The sequence below is a fragment of the Paenibacillus donghaensis genome (assembly GCF_002192415.1).
In the GTDB taxonomy this organism is placed as follows: domain Bacteria; phylum Bacillota; class Bacilli; order Paenibacillales; family Paenibacillaceae; genus Paenibacillus_AQ; species Paenibacillus_AQ donghaensis.
The window spans coordinates 7482689-7501569 of sequence record NZ_CP021780.1 but is presented as its reverse complement, the minus strand read 5'-3'; the positions used below and the strand labels follow the sequence as shown (position 1 = coordinate 7501569).

Here is an 18881-nt window from a genome sequence, read left to right as displayed (position 1 = left end):
CGTCAGTACCGTATTGAATCCGGGACAACTCCACAAACTTATGATCCGCAGCTAAGTGTTGGCACAGAGGGAATAGGGTAATTAATGTAGTATTCAATCGTCAGGATAAAGGTGGATGAAGTGAAATGAGTGAGCTTTCCTCCGAACCGCAACTGCACACCGCACTCCTGCAGTTTATCTTCCCCTTCTCCGTGAAGCAGGAAGAGACCCATGAGCTGATCCGCAAGCTCGAAGGCAATGGGTTTACAAGGTTTTTTCTGGATAACACAACGCTGGAGGATGCTTATTACGGAAAGGGATATTGTGTATCCCACGAAAAGATGGAACGGACCTACCTCCCGTTTGCGGCCCATGTACTGTTTCCGCGCGAGAAGGATGAAGACTCCTTCCGCCGCTTCTCCATAGTCAACGACCTGGAATGTACCCTGACGATGGCACACCAAACCGTCCGCTTCCGGGTACTCTCGACAGATGTGTTTGTTTTGCCATTCCAGCTTGCCTTTCTGACAATCCGGGTGCAGCTTGAAGAGGAGGAACTGCCGTTCAGCGTCGCCGTTGAATTCGCCGATCGTTTCCGCACGCTGCAGGATACTTCGACTCAGGATGAGTATACTAGAATCAACTTTGGAGAACAGAGCTTTGATCAGATTGAAGACTTCGTCTTCAAACATCTGGCAAGCGGTCTGGAGGATTATATGGACCAGGCAGAGCTGAACGGGGCATACTTTGAGACGCTGCCTTTTTTTGTGGATGAAAGAATGCAGGTTCAGGCCTTCTACGGGTTCAAGCCGCAGGAGGATAGGGAAGCAATCAGCAGCGAGCTGCGCTACCGTGCTTCCCAACTGGACGGCCTGAATCTGAGAGGCGATCCTTATACAAGTGCCAGCGACCCTGAATATATTGAGCAATATTGTCAGGAGCACTGCTACAGCCGCTGGGGACCGGATACCTATTACATGACCAATGAGCAGACCTTCTGCTGCCTCAGCCAAGCCGAACCACAGATCGCGGTCAAGCTGGCCAATCAAATGTACGGTGAATATTATTACGGGCTGCTGCTAAGCCTTTTCCACAAAATCGTACTGCTCAAGCTGGCCAATATACATTCCCGGCTGCGCATCAACCATGATGTAGATGAAATTGAGAATCTGATCTTCTCGATCAATAAGTTCTCGGCCAAATTCTATTTCCTGGAGCTGATCTCCCAGTCGCAGGGACGGGAGATCTTCTTCCAGTTGCGTAAAGTGTACGGAAATGACGCCCTCTTCGGAGAAGTGAAGCAGACCTTGAACGACCTGTTCCAATACCAAGACAAATACCAGGCCAAACGCAGGGATACACTGCTGATGATCCTAACCGTATTTACCGTGGTAAGCGGAATCTATGGCATGAACCAGGTGATCGAGGACCTGAAGAGTCCGATTGACTGGAGCAAACTGCTGGAATATTCGCCGTTTGAATACTTGGCCTTATTCCTGACCTTCAGCGGGATTATGGTCAGCCTGGTGCTGACGGTTAGGGAGCTGTGGACGGGAGTCAAGAACCGACGGCGCAGGAAATTCAAATATCACGACTGAGAGGGAGTACAGCTTATGATCCCATCGTTCAAACCAGCTTATCCAGCTCCTTGCAGGCTTCCTCATGAGCCGGGGCAAGCTGGGGCAGAACCGCTGCCGCCGCAGCCAGATCACCGGCTCTGGCGGCATGCTCAATCCGTTCACACAAGGACGCCAAATATTGTGCCCCGATGCCCAGACTGCCTGACTTGATGCTATGGGCAGTGCCCTCGCTGGCAAGAGCATCCATGTTGCCGATGGCTTCCTCCAGTGCGGTGATTCTTGCCAGGGTATCGGTCTTGAACATCTCCAGCAACATGCGCAGCAGCCCCTGCTCCCCGTCTTCATCCAGTTCAAGGATGCCGCTAAGGGTCTCTTCATACAGGACAGGAGCGCGCGGCTTGCTCTTGAAACATTGATCCAGCAGCTGTTTAAGCTTGTCCAGTCCCACCGGCTTTAGCGCCCAGCCGTCCATTCCGGCCCGCCGGGAACTTTCCTCATCTGCGGAAGAACCGTCACCTGTAACCGCAATGATTGGCACCCGGAGCCGTCCTTCGGACTGTTCCAGCAAGCGGATTCTCTCAGCAGCTTCGGGACCGTTCAGTCCCGGCAGCCGGCTATCCATCAGTATCAGACCGTAAGTCCCCTGCCGCCAAGCCTCCACAGCCTCCAGACCACTGCGTACAATGTGAATATCGGTAATTCCCAGCTTCTGCAGCTGCAGCTGGAGCAGCGCGCTATTCAGGTGATGATCTTCCGCAATCAGTATCGGCAGGGGGCTGTATTCCGCTGCAGAAACGTTATTCTCCGTCTCCTGCAGATTTCTCTCAGCCGCAGATACCTTCTCCAGCAACAATTCGAACCAGAAGCATGAGCCTTGCCCCAACTCGCTGTCTACCGTGATCTGACCACCCATCAACTCCACCATCGTCTTGCAGATGGACAAGCCTAGACCCGTCCCTTCCGAAGTACTGTCCGACTCGTACTGAATCTGCGAGTAGGGCTTGAACAGTCCCTGGGTGGCCTCGACGGAAATACCAATTCCCGTATCCATGACTTCAAAACGGAGCCGCTGACTTGCGGGTTGATCCTCTATAAGTCTTACCCTGAGCTCTACCGTGCCGTCACGTGTGAATTTAATTGCATTACCGAGCAGATTAATCAATACCTGCTGGATCTTCGTGGCATCTCCCTTCAGTTCGGTCTCAATTTGCCCATCTACCCGGCAGTACAAAGCATTGCCCTGCTTCCGGACAGAGGGTAACAGAAGCTGCTGCACATGCTCCAGCAACGTACCGATCTGGACAGGCGTTTGCTCCAGCCTCATCTTGCCGGCTTCAATCTTGGAGACATCCAGCAGATTATTAATCTTCCGCAGCAAATATTGTGTCGATTCCTGAATCACCTCCACCAGCTGCCGCTGCTCAGAGGTAGCCTCGGAAGCCTCCAACAGTTCTGCCATTCCAATAATCCCGTTCATTGGCGTTCTGATCTCATGGCTGACCATAGCCAGAAACAGACTTTTGGCCTTGTTAGCCCGCTCCGCCTCTTCTTTGAGCGCCTGCAGCTCTGCATTGCTCTTAGCCAGCAGCCGGTGCATACTGATCAATTCATTGTTCATCGCAGAGAATTCGGCCAGCGCATGCCCCTCACGCTCCTGACCGAGTATAATCTGGATGGGAACACTTCGACAAAACTCGCCGGGAATTTGAGGGTGATTTAAATTAGGCCAATCTGCTGGACAAGCCGGTGGCTGGCGGCTATAATACAGCGTAAGAACGCAGAATACCCGATAACCCATAGAACCAGGGGTGCTGGAATTGGCCGGCTGAGATTGTATCCCGTAGAGATACTGACCCTTACACCTGATCTGGATAATGCCAGCGTAGGAATCGCCATTTAGTTCTGGTCCTCTGACCTTTACTATTCATGCGCTAAACCAGCGCCCCGGAGATCCGGGGCGCTTTTTGTATCGGCAGAAACTCAGTTTCACTGCAAAACTTCCGTCCGGTGGACAGTCACTAGAACGATTGCGGAAATATGCGAATAGGGTTTATATGGGTAATACTAAAGGAGAGAAGAAACAGATGGGAGTCAAAAAATCATTACTGTTATGCCTAGCCTGTCTGCTGGTCATCGCCATTGCGGGATGCGGCAGTAATAACGGGAATTCGGCCAGCCCAACCGGGAGCGCCGCACCGGAAGCCAGCCCTGAATCAGGCGCTGCGGCTACAGAAGCGCCGAAGGAGCTGACACCGGTCAAGATTGCTCTGGACTGGACGCCCAACACGAATCACACCGGCCTCTATGCAGCCAAAGAGCTGGGATACTACGCGGAAGAAGGATTGGATGTAGAGATTGTGCAGCCGGGCGCGGCAGGCGCAGACACCATGGTGACCTCGGGCGAAGCCGCTTTCGGCATCGGCGCCCAGGAGAGTCTGACCCTCGCCCGCCTTCAGGGCGTGCCGCTGGTCTCGATTGCCGCCATCATTCAGCATAATACTTCAGGATTTGCCGCACCGCAGGACCGCAATATCAAGTCTCCCAAGGACTTCGAAGGCAAAACCTATGGCGGCTGGGGTTCCCCTGCCGAAGAAGCGGCCATGAAGGCGATCATGGACCCGGAAGGCGGCGACGTCAAGAAGGTGAAGCTGATCAATATCGGCGAAGCTGACTACTTCACCGCCGTGAAGCGTGATATTGACTTCGCCTGGATCTTCTACGCCTGGACCGGGATTGAAGCCGAGCTGCGCGGTGAGCCGGTCGATATGCTCTACCTGAAGGATTATGCGCCGCAGCTGGATTACTATACTCCGGTGCTGACCACCAGCGAGAAGCAGATTGCCGAGAATCCGGAGCTGGTGAAGGCATTCCTGAAGGCTACCTCCAAAGGCTATCAATATGCGATTGACCAGCCGGAGGAAGCTGCCGCGCTGCTCAGCAAGGCTGTGCCGGACTTGGACGCCGAGCTGGTGCTCGCCAGCCAGAAATGGCTGAGCCCGAAATACCAGGACGATGCGCCGCGTTGGGGCGAGCAGAAGGCCGAGGTCTGGCAGAATTACGCCGACTGGATGTATGGTCTGAAGCTGCTGGATAAGCCTCTGGACGCTACAAGTACGTTTACGAATGATTTTCTGCCGGAAGGCAAGTAACATTCCCACACTCAGAGAGGATTGATAATTATGGCAAACACACTGCTCAGTATTCAGGTCATTCCGAAGACGCCAAACGGCGAGGATTCCATCCCCTATGTGGATACAGCGATTGAGGTTATTCAGAAATCGGGCGTCAAACACCAGGTCAATCCACTGGAAACCACGATGGAAGGCGAGCTCACCGAGCTGCTTGAAGTGGTACGCCAAATGCACGAGGCTCTGATTGAATCCGGCAGCCCCAGCGTGATTTCGCAGATCAAGATCGCCCATAATCCGACTGGCATCAGCATGGACAAGCTGACGGAGAAATACCGGCCGTGAGATCGTATTGGAAGCTGATATGGCCGCCCTTTGTGGCGGTCATCTTCTTTTTGGCCGTGTGGCAGCTGGCAGTAAGCTGGTTTCAGGTCGAGCAGTGGATTCTGCCCAGTCCGGGAGCCATTCTTCGTGAAGCTACCGGCAATGCGGCAGGTCTGTGGGATCACACGCTGGCTACGCTGCGTCTGACTCTGATCGGATTCCCGATCGGAACCGGCGTCGGCCTGCTTGTCGCCTTGCTGCTGCATCTGCTGCCCTGGGCACGGCGTGCGTTCTATCCGCTGCTGATTCTAAGCCAGAACGTACCTTCCATTGCGCTTGGCCCGCTGCTTGTCATCTGGTTCGGCTTCGGCCTGCTGCCCAAGATTGTGCTGATTACGCTCGTCTGCTTCTTCCCGGTTGCCGTCGCGGCTATGGGCGGACTTGCCCAGAGCGACCGGGTCATGATGAATTACATGAAGATGGCCGGGGCCAGCAAGTGGCAGATCTTCACCAAGCTGGAGCTGCCCCACTCCCTGCCAAGCATGTTCTCCGGGATCAAGATATCGGCGTCCTACGCCGTTATGGGCGCCGTGGTCGCCGAATGGATCGGCGCGGACAAAGGGATCGGTTATTATATGCTGCTGCAGAAGTCCGCTTACCGCACAGACCGGATGTTCGTGGCGATTACGGTTATTGTACTGCTCAGCCTCGTGCTGTTTGGCCTGATCGCCTTGCTGGAGCGATGGCTGGTACGCTGGAAACCGCGCCGCAATTCATAGGAAGGAAGGTGTATCCTCTTGTCATACTCAACAGAACAGTCTAATCCCGCTGCCGGTTCGCCTGCCCTTGAAGTGAAAGGTATATCCAAGGCCTTCTCGCAGCGGCGCCGCGTAACCAAAGTGCTGAACGATGTCTCACTGCGGGTAGAGCAGCAGGAGTTCGTCTCCATCGTCGGCCCTTCCGGCTGTGGCAAAAGCACCCTGTTCCACATCATCGGCGGCCTGGAGCTGCCGGATGCCGGAACGGTGCAGATGAACGGCCAGCCGGTCACAGGCCGGCGGGGCCAGATCAGCTACATGCCGCAGCAGCCGGCCCTGTTCCCCTGGCGGACCATTGAGGACAATGTCCTGCTCGCCGGGGAGATCAAAGGCCAGCCACAGGACGCCGCCCGTGAGGAAGCCCGCCGCTGGCTGGGCAAGGTCGGGCTCGGCGGCTTCGAGCGGGCCTACCCGCATATGCTCTCCGGCGGGATGCAGCAGCGCGCCGCCTTCCTGCGGGCGCTGCTTGCGCCCCAGGAGCTGATGCTGCTGGACGAGCCGTTCAGCGCACTGGATGCGCTGACCCGCGCTGAGATGCAGCGCTGGCTGCTGGAGCTGTGGGAGGAGAACCGCCGCTCTGTGCTGTTCATCACCCACAACATCGAAGAAGCGCTGCTGCTCTCCAGCCGCATCTACGTCTTCTCCGGCCGCCCCGGCTCCATCCTCCACACCGTGGAGGTGCCGTTTCCGCGCCCGCGCCGCGAAGAGATTACCGATGCGCCGGAATTCCTGGCGCTGAAGCGGCAGCTCTCGTTATGGATGCGCGAGGAGCAGGCCAAGGGCAAGATCCCTGCGGTAACTCCTTAGGCACCTGTACTTGGATGATACGTTAGCGGAGAGCCGCAATACTCCCTGGAGTGGATTAACGTTGAAGACTCAGCTCCATGATGGCTCCTAATCCAATCCATCGTTTTAGTTGCAAAAGTGGTTACTACTTAGGACCCCCTTTTTTTTCATGTGTTACTCGTCCGAGCCTGTCATACAACACGACAAGGAGGCTAAGAATAACAAATGAAGGCCGTCGCCAGTAACCAGCGCTTAACTTTCAGACTACTAACGGACTCAGGAGCCTCTATTTGCTGTAAAAAGGCTGTTTTGCAGGTCTAACGGACTCAGGAGCTTCTATTCAGGCAAAAAACCACTAGTTAGGGCCTGTTTTTCCAATATAGAGGCTATGCGGTCCGCTAGACTCCAAACCATCGCAGGAATGCGGAAATAGGAGCTATACGGTCCGCTAGGACGTGGGTTACCAGAAGGGGGAGTGTTTGGGGGTTAAGGTAGCGCGATCCCATAACCTTCTCGAGTAACCTTCTATACCCTCGCAGGGTCCTAAGTAGTAACCAAAAGTGCATCTATTTTGCTGAATTTTTCCGTTTTGGAGGAAATAAGTGCGAAAAAGCATCTATTTCGGCGTTTGAATCTTTAGAATCTTGATTTACTCGAAATTAGTTGCACTATCGCACTTAATCGCCCGATTATTGGACAGTCAGCTGAAATTAGTTGCACTTTTGCATCTATTTGCGTTGAACGTCCTATATTCCATATCTTCATGAATAAAAGAAAAACAGCCGGAGCATAACCAAGCCCGGCTGTTTCAGTATGCATAATTTACTCAGGAACTTCCCACCTGCCGAAATGCCATAATAAAGCAGGCTGCAGCCGCTAGTGTCGCTACGGTCCGCACATGATTCCAGGGCAGCCAGCGGGCAAGATACGGCTTCCACGCTTCATGGCCTGCACTTGAAGCGGCAGCGGCCAGCCTGTTGTTGAGCGGCACATGAACTGTTAACGTAATCAGAAACGAACCTGTCAGATACAAGAGACTGCCTGCCAGCAAATAGCCCGCTCCGTCTGCATCCCAGCTGACAATCGAGCCGAACGCCAAGATCACACTGGCCACAGCCGTTCCTGCAAATACCAGCCCAAATACGGGGTTAAGTATCGCCGCGTTGATTGAATTCATCGCCGCCATCCCTTGCGGTGGCGGGAGCCGGTCCAGAGCCGTCATCACAAACACTGAGAAGGCAAAAAACAATCCAGCCATCAGACCGGCGCCCAGTGCCGAGAACATCGTCAAATAGGGCAGTATGCGCTCGATTACATTCAGCTCCCATATATATAATTTTTAATATATTAATTTTATATATATCGGCTTCTCCAAGCAAGCTTCAGCTTTCAAACAGCCCTGCCGCTTCTGGAAATTCCGCCAGCAGCTGCTGGTTGGCCTTCTGCAGCTGCTGTTGAAACTCCCGATAGCTGCTGCTGAGAATCTGAAGGTTGGCTACAAAAATGTCGTAGTAGCCGCTGCTCTGCTGAAACTCAAGCAGCAGCTGCCGCATCCGGTAAGCAGGAGTTTCCTTGTATTCGGCAGAGCTGCGGTATTCCAGGTATGGCTCCAGCTCGCGCCTGTGAGCCTGAATAAAGGACGGAGCGTCCTTTATTGCCGCCAGATAGTCCAGATTGATAGCCTCCTGATGCTCTTCACTGGCCGGACCACCGGCTTCTGCGAAGTATTGCTGTAATTCCGCCGGGAACTGCAGCTCCGCCGTGCGGTCCAGAAATTCAACCACTGCGCTATATGCAGCCAGCTTCTCGGCAGAATCCAGCCGCTCATTCAGGAATCTGCCGAAATGCAGCCGCAGGTATTTGCCGAAATCGCCCGGAAAAGCCAACAGCAGCTTGTCTTTGATCCTCGCATGCTGATCCAGAATCTGCTCCAGTGGAGCAAAGGCTGCTTCCAGGCTGGAGCCGCTCTCCAGCAGGTAATTCAGAGCCTCCCGCTCCGCCTGGACCTGCCTTACCTGTGCCTCTTTGATTGCCCTGTAGTTCATCAGCGCCTGATGCTGATCGTCGCTCTCCAGAACCGCCTTCACCTCAGCCACGCTCATTCCCAGCCTTCGAAGCAGGGTGATCTCCTTCAAAGTCCTCACTTCTTGCTCGCCGAACTCACGGTATCCACTCTCATCCGCAGCCAACGCAAGCAGTCCCTGCTGCTCATAATAGTTGATCGCTTTCTTCGTAATGCCGCATAGCTGGGCGGCCTCACTGATCCGCATAGGTATCACCTCAAGATAAATTGTAAACCAATCCCTAAGGGAACAGTCAAGCACACCTGCACTGTATTTTCCACATCTATACAATGGCGCTAATTGTTCAAGAACACAAAATAAGTTACACTTGATAATATTCATCTATAATTTACCATTTATGAGGAGGTATACTTCTTTGCTTAAGACAACCAGCAAGCTCCTAAGAACGCTGTTAGCGCTTCTTGGTGTACTGTTTCTGGCTGCCCCCTTCCTGCTATACCGTTTCATTCATGAGGATTACGAACGTCATATGTGGCTGATTAAGGGGCCCGCCCCTATCGATTCTATTGACAGTGGACCGGTCCAGCTCTGGACATCCCTGCTGTTAGCATTTATAGGAGTGATGCTGCTGGCTTCAGCTCTGCTGCTGAACACAAGCGCGGCAAACACTCCACGCACCCGAAGCCGCCGGGCTAACACATTTTCGTTGTGGTTGTCCATTTTCTCCCTGCTGGTCTGCCTCTTCAACTTCTCCGGGATGGATGACAAGAATCTGTTGCTGTTCTTCACCAATCCGCTGCTGCTCCTGCTAAATCCCGTGGTGACCCGGCTTCTTGATACGATGAACTCGGAGGCATTGCAGCTGCTGCTGCTGTATATCACGCATCTCGCCTTCTGGTTATGCCTGGGCCTGCTGATTGATCTTCTGAGACGGCGCGCCCGCCATGCCCGCAGATAAGAGGAAGCGAATTCCGCGTTATTTACGCAGGAACCCTTTGCGGTCCAGGAAATCCTTCATATGCAGCCGGATCGGCTCCGCCAGGCGGGCAGCCATAAGCTCGGACCATGGCGTATCCTTTTGGCCTCCGGTCCGCTCACGCAGGTAGGTGCTTGTCACCTCGTCGTAGGATTTGACCTGCTCCGCCAGGATTCCGGCGTTGTAACGGTTGCGGTGCAGCACTGCGGGCTGCGGCAGGCGCGGACGCTGGCCGGTAGCCGCCGCCGGATAACCGAGGCACATCCCGAACAGCGGGTAGACCAGCTCAGGCAGGCCCAACAGCTCCGACACTTCAGCAATCCGGTTGCGGATTCCGCCGATATAGACAATACCCAGCCCCAATGACTCTGCCGCGATTGCCGCATTCTGGGCGGCCAGGGCCACATCAACGGTAGCGACAATGAAATTCTCCGTAGAAGACTCATGGGTGTCTGTATCCTGCAAATACGGTTTCGTCACCTCACGCAGCCGGTAAAGATCGGCGCACCAGACCAGAAATACCGGGCACTGCTCAACATAAGCCTGATTCCCCGCCAAGCCTGCGAGCTGCTTCTTTAGCTCAGGCTCCGTAACGGCAATCACGGTATAGGCCTGGACATTGCTGGAGGTTGAAGCCATCTGGCCTGCCTCAATAATAGCGGCAAGCTGCTCCTCGCTTACCGGTGTGTCCTGATATTGGCGCACGGATACATGCCGGTTCAGCAGTTCCAGCGTTTCATTCGTTGGTTTGGTCATATCATACGCCTCCACAGATCATAATTGGCGGCCTAACGCTTCGCCTGTCCTTCTATTATTAACACAAATAGCCGCAAAGCCCAAGGACCAACCCCGCGGATTACAGCTTGCTCCAACAGTTTAGCACACCCCGATTACAGCACAGACAGGCGAGTCTGTAGGCCCGCCTGCGTCTCTGGTCAGCTTAACCGTCCTCGCCGGACGGTCAATCACAATCTCAATTCCCAGCGCTTGGCACAGCCGGGCCAGCGGGATCATTAGCCGATCCTGCTCCTGCTCCTGCTCCTGCTCCAGCCGGACCTTGGACAGGGGAATGATCCGGTTATCCACCGTTAGCTCCATCGGCGGCTTCAGATGCTTAAGCCGTTCAATCGACAAGGCACCGGCAAGACCCCGGCCGCCCGCATTGATCCGGCAAACACTGGCATCCATTGCGCTGTTCATTCCCTCATGGATATTGAATGTCAGCGGGATACCGACCTGCTCGCTGGCCTTCAGCAGACGTTCATTAAAAGAGCCATAAGGAAAGGCGAGCGCCGAATCCTCATTGTCCAGCTCTTCCTTCAGCCTCCGCTCGGCCAATGCTAAATCGGCAGTCACTCTGCTGTAATACTCTTCATTTATCTCATTGCGGTTCTCGTCGGCAATATAGAGCAGCGAACTGGCTGCAGGACGCATAACACCTCCGGCATCTACCGCCGCATAATGGTGCAGATCATAAGTATGATTATAGAAACCCATCCCCGACCGCTTCATTTCCCGCATTTGCTCCCAGGTCAGCTTGGGGGCCTGATGCCGATCCGGGTGATCTATATCCGACACAATCACGAAATTAACCGCCGTGTACCCGTATTTCTGCAGAATCGGAAAAGCGACCGTATAAAAGCTCTCATACCCGTCGTCAAAGGTCAGCAGCACGGCATTATCCGGTATCGGACCCTGCTCCAGTTTAAAACGGCGGTATTGCTCCATCGTAATAACCTTGAAGCCGCCTTGCTTCAGCAGGCTAAGCTGATGCTCAAACTGCCCTGCCGTCAGCAGTCCCGGGTGCTGCCCGGGTTCGCCGGTAAGCTGATGGTACATCAGCACAGCCACGTCGTTTCTATAGTAGATACCTTCAGGCAGCGGAGGCTGCTGCGCAAGACCAATCTTTGTATCCAACACCTGCTCCGCCAGTTCCTTCGGCACCAGCACTTCATTGTCTAGAGATAGCACCGCGCCGCCGGCAGTAATCGTCTGTCCGTTCATGCCCGTAATTTGAATACCGGAGTCCTGCCGCATATAGTATATAACCGCAGAAATCAGCAACAGTAATGCGATCAGAAGCAAATAGTAGGCTTTATGAATTTTCAAATGTCAGATACTCCTTTAAAGTGAAATATTAGCATTATATCCCGTCTGTTTTAGATATAACACTTCAAGGACCCGCAACGGGACATTTGTGCAAAAATAATGTGCTGCCATTCCAGTTACTCTCCGGCATTTACTTCATTACACTCCCGGCTATTTGAATCAACTGTTCTTTGGTGAGCTGGCTGTCCCCACTGTCGTGCAGCTGGTAGGATACCTGTGCGTCACGATCCATCCACAGCAGCATATGCTTGAAATACACTTTATCGTCCGCAGCGGCTTCCAGGTAGATTAGCTCATGATCTTCGGTGCTGCCCGCATTCTGTAGTTGGATGCGAATATTCTCTGTGCTGGACATCCCATTTGTATAGAAGTTACTAGCTTGTCCCGGTTTGTAGGCAAATGCTCCAATCTTCAGGGTTTGCTGACCTTTCTTGAAGATAAGGTTGGCTCGCTCCGCCTGATCCCATTTGATATTCCTCCAGACAGTGAGCGTATCGCTTGGCTCAGTTCCTTCCGGGGAGGATGCCTCTCCCAGGAACATGATCGGATTCTTCTTCGAATTCCCTGCGCTATTCGTTCCGGAAGGCGGAGCAATCAAGCCTTGGGCGAACTTGTAACCCTCAGGCAGATTGTCCGGCACTCTTAATTCCGGTGCAGACCATTCGGCAAGCGCCGACTCATAATCCGAATACTTCTCATAGCTGAATGGCTGGGCTACATACAACAATGGAAGCTCATTCTCTGCTCCGGTATGGGTTGCGAAGGCGGCCATTTCTCCCGGCTGCAGTTGCTCCATCAGCTGTTTGACCTCTTCATTAGCTTCTTTTTGCTTTTCCTGAATAACGGGGTCAGCGTTTTGGGTCTGCTCCGTATAGTCGGCTTGGTCCTTCAGACTAATCTTAAAGTTATGCTCCTTGTCTATCAGCGGCTCGTAGGCTTTCTGAACATATGGAATGGCGGTAGCCTGACTGGTATCGTCCTGATAGTTATAGTAGCCGGTCCCCGCAGCCAGCAGCAGGACAGAACAGGCTGCAGCGATCGAGATTCTGCGGCGCAGCGCGGCGTTGCGGCGGCGCGGCTTGTGGCCGGCGGATAGCTCTACTTTTTCCATAATAGTAAGCTTCTCATCCTCTGGTATGGCTTGAACGCTCATGGGCACTATCCCCGGTTCCGATGTAGACTTAGTAGTAATTCTGGCCATTACCGCACTTCTGATATCAATGGAAGGAAACTCGCCCGCCGTATCATATTGCCTCAGCGCCCGCTCCTCTGCAGTCAAATCTCCGTCTCGCATAATGTTTCCTCCCTGATTTCCATGTTATTTTTGAGCTTCTGTCTGATCCGTCCATACCGTTTCTTGACCGCTTCCATGTTCTTGCTGAGAATGTCTCCGATTTCCTCGAATGTCTTCTCTTCAAAAATCCGCAGGATCAGCAAATTGCGCTCCTCCAGGGTAAGCGTGTCCAGCGCCGCAGCCAGCGGCTCGCTGAAAATCTTCTTCTCCACGGTCTGCTCCGCGCTCTCCGCAACCCGTTCGTGGCCCAGTATGCGCTTGACCTGCTGTTGAATCCGTTTTTTGCGCAGCAGATTGAGGCAGTGGTTATAGGAGACTTTATACAGCCAGGAAATAAATTTCACCTTGGGCTGGTAATATCTGATCTTCTCATATACTTTAAGGAATATATCCTGAACTGCGTCCTCCGCCTCTTCCCGGTTGTTCAATAAACGCAGACAATATTTATAAATCTGGTTCTGATAGACGGCAATAATGTTGGCATATAAATGTACTTCCCCCGCCTGTATTCTTCGGATGGTGTCTTCCATTGATTCCACGCGCGTTCTCCTTCCTGACAACCCCTGCCTTTATGTAACACCGCAGCCACTCCAATCGGGACATTTATGTAGTATAAAACGTGAATCTCAGAGAGTTATGCTTGAAAAGACGTAATTCCCTCTGTGCCAGGGCTTTACGTCCATTACATCCCGTCATTCTCAAGTACAGCTTATCTAAGTTTGCTAGCGCTTAGCTATGAAATTTTTAGTAAATATTATCATACAAAAGAAGACTTGTGGCCAGTCACGGCGGTGGATTGTGCAACTTATCCGCTGTTTCTGCTCATGTGGCTTCACGCGCGAAATTTATGGGATTTATTCCTTATTTCTGCTCGCATGTGGCTCCACGCGCTGAATTTATGGGATATATCCCTTATTTTCAGGTAACTACTTCAGTCTCAGGAGTGTGGGATGTCGAAGGTTAGCATAAAGGCAGCAATTTTCGCTGTTTGGAGACCCCTTAACCGATCCGCCAGAAGATTAGTTGCTTAATTTGTCACCACCTAGGTCCCAGCATGGATTTAGAAGGTTGACCCGGAACGTTCGGAGCAATTAGATGCGAAACTGCAACTAATTCCATCCAAATCCCCCACTAACGGTCGAATAAATGCGAATCTGCAACTAATCTCGAGTAAACTAGGTCTATAACCAGTAATTTTGCAAAGAACATCACACGAGGAGGCGTGGTAGGCTTATTTACTGTAAGTTACGTTTTGGGAGGGGCGTATTTTGTACACTTTCCCTGGCCCCAGGCGAACGCGTCTGGGGTCTACTCAAAAAAAGCAAAAAAAAGCCACCTCCACTTAAGCCTACACACACCTCATTTTTTTGGATTGGTCTAGCTTCAGTTGTTCATCACTTGTAACTTAACTAAAATTGGATAGGCTTAGGCTTCAACACTTTCGGGTGAGTCGCTGGTCTGCCTCCCTTGTTCCTTCGCCCTTTGCTCGTTCGCTCTTTCGGTCGGTTTAGATGCTTCAGGAAATCCGCCAACGTTCCTTTTATATACAAGCGGAACACGGCTAGCACCCGCCCGATTCGCTGCTTCGGTGCATAACACAGACGGAGCTCTTCGCAGAGCACATACGCAATCAGGTAGAGGTAGATCAGGTTCCATACGGCTTCCGGGTTCCGGCTGCTATAGATTTTTTTCAGGTGTAAGTTGGATTTCATACATTTAAAAAAGAGTTCTACTTTCCAACGGTAGCGGTACAGCTGTGCGACTTCGAGAGCCGTGATATCCCAGCGATTGGTGAGAACACGAACCAGGTGAACCTTCTTTTTCTTGTCCGTATACTTGTACTCCACGAGCCGAAATACACCGGTTTTCCCCGTCTTCGGACACGTCAGCTCCACATCCGCATCCAGCACCAGTCCCGCTGCCTTCACCTTCCGCGTTTTAAGCACCTTCACTTTGCTATTTTGCTTGAGGCGAGCGACGAACAGAATGCCTGCCTGGAGCCATTGTAGATATTGAGTGTAGTGAATATACCCCCGGTCGAACAAATACGTAATCCCTGTTTGCCCAACCAATGCCGCTAGCACATCGGTGTCCATATCGGCCACCGTCGCGGTAGAAAGCACCGGAGCCATGGGAATCGCCGAGTGCTCGCCCGTCAGGTGCAAGCAGGTATGCATCTTGACGGCGTTTTTTCCAGTTTGCTGGTAGGCCCATTGGCCGCGAACCCGCCCCAGCGTCAGGCTGGTGGAATCGACTGCTGCGAGGGGGCCCAACTTTTTCAGTTTTTTAGGCAGGGGCGGTCCTTCCTGTTCCAACAGATGCTCCAGGCGAGAGAGGTGTAGCTCACGGAGCACCTCCGGGGGCAGTTCGCCGAGCTTGCGGTTCAGGGACGACTGGTGAATGGATTGAATTCCGGTGCATTCTTGCATCCACGTAGAACTCTCTACATGATCTGCAATTTCTTGAGTCCCTTTTCGTCCTCTAAATATGGCCTCTAAAAAGAGAAACACCGTGTTGCCCCAGTGAAGTTTTTTGGCATAACGGTCGCCGAGCAGCAAGGAAGCATTGCGATCTAACCATTGGGTGACTTGACATAACAACACCTTTTCAGCTACTTTATTAACCAAGAGATCTCCTTTCGTGGGTGTGTGTATACTTCTACGATAATGGAGTCTCTTTTTTTTGTAAATATTCCCTGACTACTTTGATGTCAGGTTCTTTGCAAAATTACTGGTCTATAACGCTCAAAATGCCAAATTAGATTCCTTTTCGCATCTAATTCCTCTAAAACACAAAAATTCCGCTAATTAGATGCAGTTTTGCAACTAAATCAATCGTTCGAACTTATGAACTCCCTACGGAGCGGCGGGTAGGCAATTCGGCTAAATTAGTTGTACTTTTACACATAGATACTCTAGATGGAGCTAGTGTACAGGAGACAGCAAACGAAAGATTACGCAGCAATAAGACACCAAACAAAAAGACACCCCATGGGTGTCTTTAAATGTGCTATATAAGATGAACTTAAGAATGGGGTAGTGAAGTTTCCAGAAAGCCTGATGCATAGGGCTTCCCTGGCAACTCCGTATGTAACATTCTTAAGTTCACGTTCTATAATACCTGACTATGTTACTATTCAAATACATTCCACTATTTCACTATTTCACTATTTCACTATTTCCCTATTCAACTGTGCATTGTGCGACTTTCAGCTGTTGAGCTATTAGGCTGTTCAACCCGATTACCGTTCAACCGCTCATCCTTATAGCTTCAAATAGCCTACAGCTCCCACAACCTACAGCTTCACCCGCTGCAGACGCAGCGCGTTCAGCACCACGGAAACTGAGCTGAAGGCCATCGCGGCACCGGCCAACCAGGGGGCCAGGAAGCCCAGCGCTGCAATCGGAATGCCGATGGTGTTGTAGGCCAGCGCCCAGAACAGATTCTGCTTGATATTGTTCATCGTCTTGCGGCTCATCCGGATCGCATCCGGGATGCTCTTCAGATCGCCGCGCATCAGCGTGATATCCGCGGCTTCCATCGCGACGTCCGTGCCCGTGCCGATCGCCATGCCGGTGTCGGCTGTTGCCAGCGCAGGCGCATCGTTGATGCCGTCGCCGACCATCGCCACCTTCACGCCGCCGCTCTGCAGCTTGCGGACCTCCTCGGCCTTGCCTTCCGGCAGCACCTCGGCCAACACCTTGTGAATGCCTGCCTGCTTCGCGATGGCCCGGGCCGTAATCTCGTTGTCCCCCGTGATCATGACAACTTCGATGCCCATCGCCTGCAGCGACTCCACGGCTGCCTTGGAGGTCTCCTTGATCGTGTCGGCCACCGCCACGACACCGGAGATCTCCTCGCCTACCGCTATCAGCATCGCTGTTTTGCCTTGCTGCTCCAGCTCTTTCATGAGCACCGTCCAGCGGGCAATGTCCAGCCCGCTCTCCTCCATCATGCGGCGGGTGCCTACCCGCACCGCCTCATCGGCAACCACGGCGGAGATACCCCGCCCTGGTATATTCTCGAACGCTGCCCCTTCCGGCAGCGTCAGGCCGCGTTCCACGGCCCCGGCCACAATCGCCTCGGCCAGCGGATGCTCCGACAGCTTCTCGGCGGCGGCCGTCAGCGCGAGCAGGCGGTTCTCCGCCTCCTCCTTGCCCTGCGCGGCAATGCCCGGGGTGGTGCGGATATCGGTCAATACCGGTTTCCCGCGGGTCACCGTGCCGGTCTTGTCGAGCACCACCACCTGAATTCCCTGTGCGGCTTCCAGATGCTCGCCGCCCTTGAACAGAATGCCCAGCTCTGCCGCGCGCCCCGAGCCGGCCATAATGGAGGTGGGAGTCGCCAGTCCGAGTGCGCAGGGACAGGCAATTACGAGCACGGCAATCGCCTTCTCCAGCGCCTCCGCGAACTGGCCGGGGTCTGCCCACACATACCAGACCACAAAGGTCAGTGCCGCAATGCCAACCACAATCGGCACAAAAATCCCGGAGATCACATCCGCAATCCGCTGAATCGGCGCCTTGGAGCCTTGCGCCTCCTCAACCACGCGGATAATCTGCGCCAGCGCCGTATCCCGGCCCACCTTGCGGGCTTTGATCCGCAGCATCCCGTTCTTGTTCAGTGTAGCGCCGATTACCGTATCGCCGGGCTGCTTCTCTACCGGAATGCTCTCTCCGGTCAGCATCGACTCATCGACCGAGGAGAGGCCCTCCACCACTTCACCGTCCACAGGAATCTTCGTTCCCGGCTTGACCAGCACCAGATCGCCGGGGATGACCTCCTCCACCGGAATGCTGATCTCAATCCCATCGCGCATCACCAGCGCCGTCTTGGCCTGCAGGCCCATCAGGCTCTTGATCGCGTCCGAGGAACGGCCCTTGGCGAGCGCCTCGAACCACTTGCCGACCAGAATCAGCGTGATCAGGATGGCGCTCGTCTCATAATACATTTCCACACTATGATTCATTCCACTCATTCCCAGCGAGTCCACCGTCAGGTACAGGCTGTAGAAATAGGCCGCCGAGGTGCCCAGCGCCACCAGCACATCCATATTCGCGCTTCCGTTGCGAAGCGCCTTGTAGGCACCCACATAGAACTGCCAGCCGATCACAAACTGCACAGGGGTCGCCAGCGCCAGCTGGAACCAGGGGTTCATTAGAATATCCGGGGCCGGAATCCAGGACGTGAAGGAGAAATGCCCCACCATGGCCCAGAGCAGCGGCAGTGACAGCAGCGCCGAGATCATCCATTGATTTCGCTTGCGCCGGATCTCTGCCGCACGGTGATCGACACTCGGCTTGCGGTCCTCCTTGAGGGAAGCCTTATACCCGATGCTGCCTACCTTGTTCATAATCTCTCCGGGACTTACGGCACCCGCTCTATATTCCACATGTGCGGTCTCCAGGGCCAGGTTCACATTCACCGTCGTAATGCCGGGCATCCGCCCCAGTACCTTCTCAATTCTTGCCGAGCAAGCCGCGCAAGTCATGCCTGTAATATCGAAATCAGTCGATTCGTGGACCGTATCATAACCAAGCGAACGGATCTTCTCTTCGATCTGCGGCACACCCGCCAGCTGCGGATCGTAACTTACGGTGGCCTGCTCCAGGGCCAGATTGACGTTAGCGCGGGACACGCCCTCCATTCGTCCCAGCCCCTTCTCGATGCGCGCGGCGCAGGCCGAGCAGGTCATGCCTGTAATCTGCAAGGTTGCCTGCTCTGCAGCAGGTTCTGCTCTATCCATCTTTTTCACACCTCTCCATACCCCTTAGGGGTATACCACTCTGTAAAAGAAAAGGCATGGCGCTTCCCGGAACCCTACGGTCCTTCCCGCTCCAAGCCTTAACTCTGCAATCCTTGT

General features: G+C 53.5%; 15 protein-coding genes and 1 riboswitch. Of the genes, 6 read left to right on the top strand and 9 right to left on the bottom strand.

All coding sequences use genetic code 11. The annotated features are described in order from the left end of the window. The first annotated feature begins 125 nt into the window (after window positions 1-125). Window positions 126-1577: a hypothetical protein gene (locus tag B9T62_RS33965; RefSeq protein WP_087919286.1), complete on the top strand. Its 1452-nt coding sequence runs from the start codon at window positions 126-128 to the stop codon at window positions 1575-1577. Between the two features lie 28 nt (window positions 1578-1605). On the opposite strand, the gene B9T62_RS33960 is transcribed toward B9T62_RS33965, so the two are convergent. Then, complete coding sequence (locus B9T62_RS33960) at window positions 1606-3357, bottom strand: ATP-binding protein (protein ID WP_087919285.1); 1752 nt, start codon at window positions 3355-3357, stop codon at window positions 1606-1608. Beyond that, window positions 3354-3465, top strand: a riboswitch (TPP riboswitch). (Overlaps the previous gene by 4 nt.) Window positions 3466-3643: 178 nt before the next feature. Here B9T62_RS33960 and B9T62_RS33955 point away from each other — a divergent pair. Genes B9T62_RS33955 through B9T62_RS33940 form a run of 4 tightly spaced genes read left to right on the top strand, consistent with a single transcriptional unit; the run spans window position 3644 to window position 6636 of the window. Next, a complete protein-coding gene (locus B9T62_RS33955) occupies window positions 3644-4708 on the top strand; it encodes an ABC transporter substrate-binding protein (RefSeq protein WP_087919284.1) in 1065 nt (354 codons plus the stop codon). 30 nt (window positions 4709-4738) lie between these two features. Next, window positions 4739-5032, top strand: a complete 294-nt coding sequence (locus tag B9T62_RS33950; RefSeq protein ID WP_087919283.1) for a thiamine-binding protein — start codon at window positions 4739-4741, stop codon at window positions 5030-5032. Beyond that, on the top strand, window positions 5029-5790 hold the full coding sequence (locus B9T62_RS33945) for an ABC transporter permease (protein WP_087919282.1): 762 nt from the start codon (window positions 5029-5031) through the stop codon (window positions 5788-5790). The genes B9T62_RS33950 and B9T62_RS33945 overlap by 4 nt, the downstream gene beginning before the upstream one ends. A gap of 18 nt (window positions 5791-5808) precedes the next feature. Then, window positions 5809-6636: an ABC transporter ATP-binding protein gene (locus tag B9T62_RS33940; protein WP_245864205.1), complete on the top strand. Its 828-nt coding sequence runs from the start codon at window positions 5809-5811 to the stop codon at window positions 6634-6636. Between the two features lie 805 nt (window positions 6637-7441). Here B9T62_RS33940 and B9T62_RS33935 read toward each other — a convergent pair. Both B9T62_RS33935 and B9T62_RS33930 read right to left on the bottom strand, forming a co-directional pair. Beyond that, window positions 7442-7873: an anthrone oxygenase family protein gene (locus B9T62_RS33935; RefSeq protein ID WP_245864203.1), complete on the bottom strand. Its 432-nt coding sequence runs from the start codon at window positions 7871-7873 to the stop codon at window positions 7442-7444. A gap of 124 nt (window positions 7874-7997) precedes the next feature. Further along, window positions 7998-8885, bottom strand: coding sequence for a MerR family transcriptional regulator (locus B9T62_RS33930; protein ID WP_157794116.1), 888 nt, complete (start codon window positions 8883-8885; stop codon window positions 7998-8000). 169 nt (window positions 8886-9054) lie between these two features. On the opposite strand from B9T62_RS33930, the gene B9T62_RS33925 reads away from it, so the two are divergent. Continuing rightward, window positions 9055-9597 carry a hypothetical protein gene (locus tag B9T62_RS33925; RefSeq protein WP_087919279.1) on the top strand — a complete coding sequence of 181 codons (543 nt, stop codon included), beginning with the start codon at window positions 9055-9057 and terminating at the stop codon, window positions 9595-9597. An 18-nt stretch (window positions 9598-9615) separates the two neighbouring features. Here the strand turns inward: B9T62_RS33925 and nfsA are convergent, their stop codons facing one another. From nfsA to B9T62_RS33895, 6 genes are all read right to left on the bottom strand, one after another. Next, complete coding sequence (gene nfsA / locus B9T62_RS33920; RefSeq protein ID WP_087919278.1) at window positions 9616-10371, bottom strand: oxygen-insensitive NADPH nitroreductase; 756 nt, start codon at window positions 10369-10371, stop codon at window positions 9616-9618. 120 nt (window positions 10372-10491) lie between these two features. After that, window positions 10492-11724: a polysaccharide deacetylase family protein gene (locus tag B9T62_RS33915; protein WP_087919277.1), complete on the bottom strand. Its 1233-nt coding sequence runs from the start codon at window positions 11722-11724 to the stop codon at window positions 10492-10494. A gap of 130 nt (window positions 11725-11854) precedes the next feature. Continuing rightward, the gene (locus tag B9T62_RS33910; RefSeq protein WP_087919276.1) at window positions 11855-13018 is read right to left on the bottom strand and encodes a hypothetical protein; all 1164 of its coding nucleotides are present in this window, start codon (window positions 13016-13018) and stop codon (window positions 11855-11857) included. Then, complete coding sequence (locus B9T62_RS33905; protein WP_087920534.1) at window positions 13000-13548, bottom strand: RNA polymerase sigma factor; 549 nt, start codon at window positions 13546-13548, stop codon at window positions 13000-13002. Before B9T62_RS33905 ends, B9T62_RS33910 begins: the two co-directional genes overlap by 19 nt. A gap of 879 nt (window positions 13549-14427) precedes the next feature. Then, window positions 14428-15645 carry an IS4 family transposase gene (locus B9T62_RS33900; protein ID WP_087919275.1) on the bottom strand — a complete coding sequence of 406 codons (1218 nt, stop codon included), beginning with the start codon at window positions 15643-15645 and terminating at the stop codon, window positions 14428-14430. A 668-nt stretch (window positions 15646-16313) separates the two neighbouring features. Further along, window positions 16314-18764, bottom strand: coding sequence for a heavy metal translocating P-type ATPase (locus B9T62_RS33895; protein ID WP_087919274.1), 2451 nt, complete (start codon window positions 18762-18764; stop codon window positions 16314-16316). Window positions 18765-18881: the final 117 nt, after the last annotated feature.

Coding starts and splice junctions, on each gene's coding strand:
- nfsA (WP_087919278.1), bottom strand. CDS start 10,371: ATGACCAAACCAACGAATGAAACGCTGGAACTGCTGAACCGGCATGTA.
- B9T62_RS33910 (WP_087919276.1), bottom strand. CDS start 13,018: ATGCGAGACGGAGATTTGACTGCAGAGGAGCGGGCGCTGAGGCAATAT.
- B9T62_RS33935 (WP_245864203.1), bottom strand. CDS start 7,873: ATGGCTGGATTGTTTTTTGCCTTCTCAGTGTTTGTGATGACGGCTCTG.
- B9T62_RS33905 (WP_087920534.1), bottom strand. CDS start 13,548: ATGGAAGACACCATCCGAAGAATACAGGCGGGGGAAGTACATTTATAT.
- B9T62_RS33950 (WP_087919283.1), top strand. CDS start 4,739: ATGGCAAACACACTGCTCAGTATTCAGGTCATTCCGAAGACGCCAAAC.
- B9T62_RS33895 (WP_087919274.1), bottom strand. CDS start 18,764: ATGGATAGAGCAGAACCTGCTGCAGAGCAGGCAACCTTGCAGATTACA.
- B9T62_RS33930 (WP_157794116.1), bottom strand. CDS start 8,885: ATGCGGATCAGTGAGGCCGCCCAGCTATGCGGCATTACGAAGAAAGCG.
- B9T62_RS33960 (WP_087919285.1), bottom strand. CDS start 3,357: ATGGGTTATCGGGTATTCTGCGTTCTTACGCTGTATTATAGCCGCCAG.
- B9T62_RS33955 (WP_087919284.1), top strand. CDS start 3,644: ATGGGAGTCAAAAAATCATTACTGTTATGCCTAGCCTGTCTGCTGGTC.
- B9T62_RS33965 (WP_087919286.1), top strand. CDS start 126: ATGAGTGAGCTTTCCTCCGAACCGCAACTGCACACCGCACTCCTGCAG.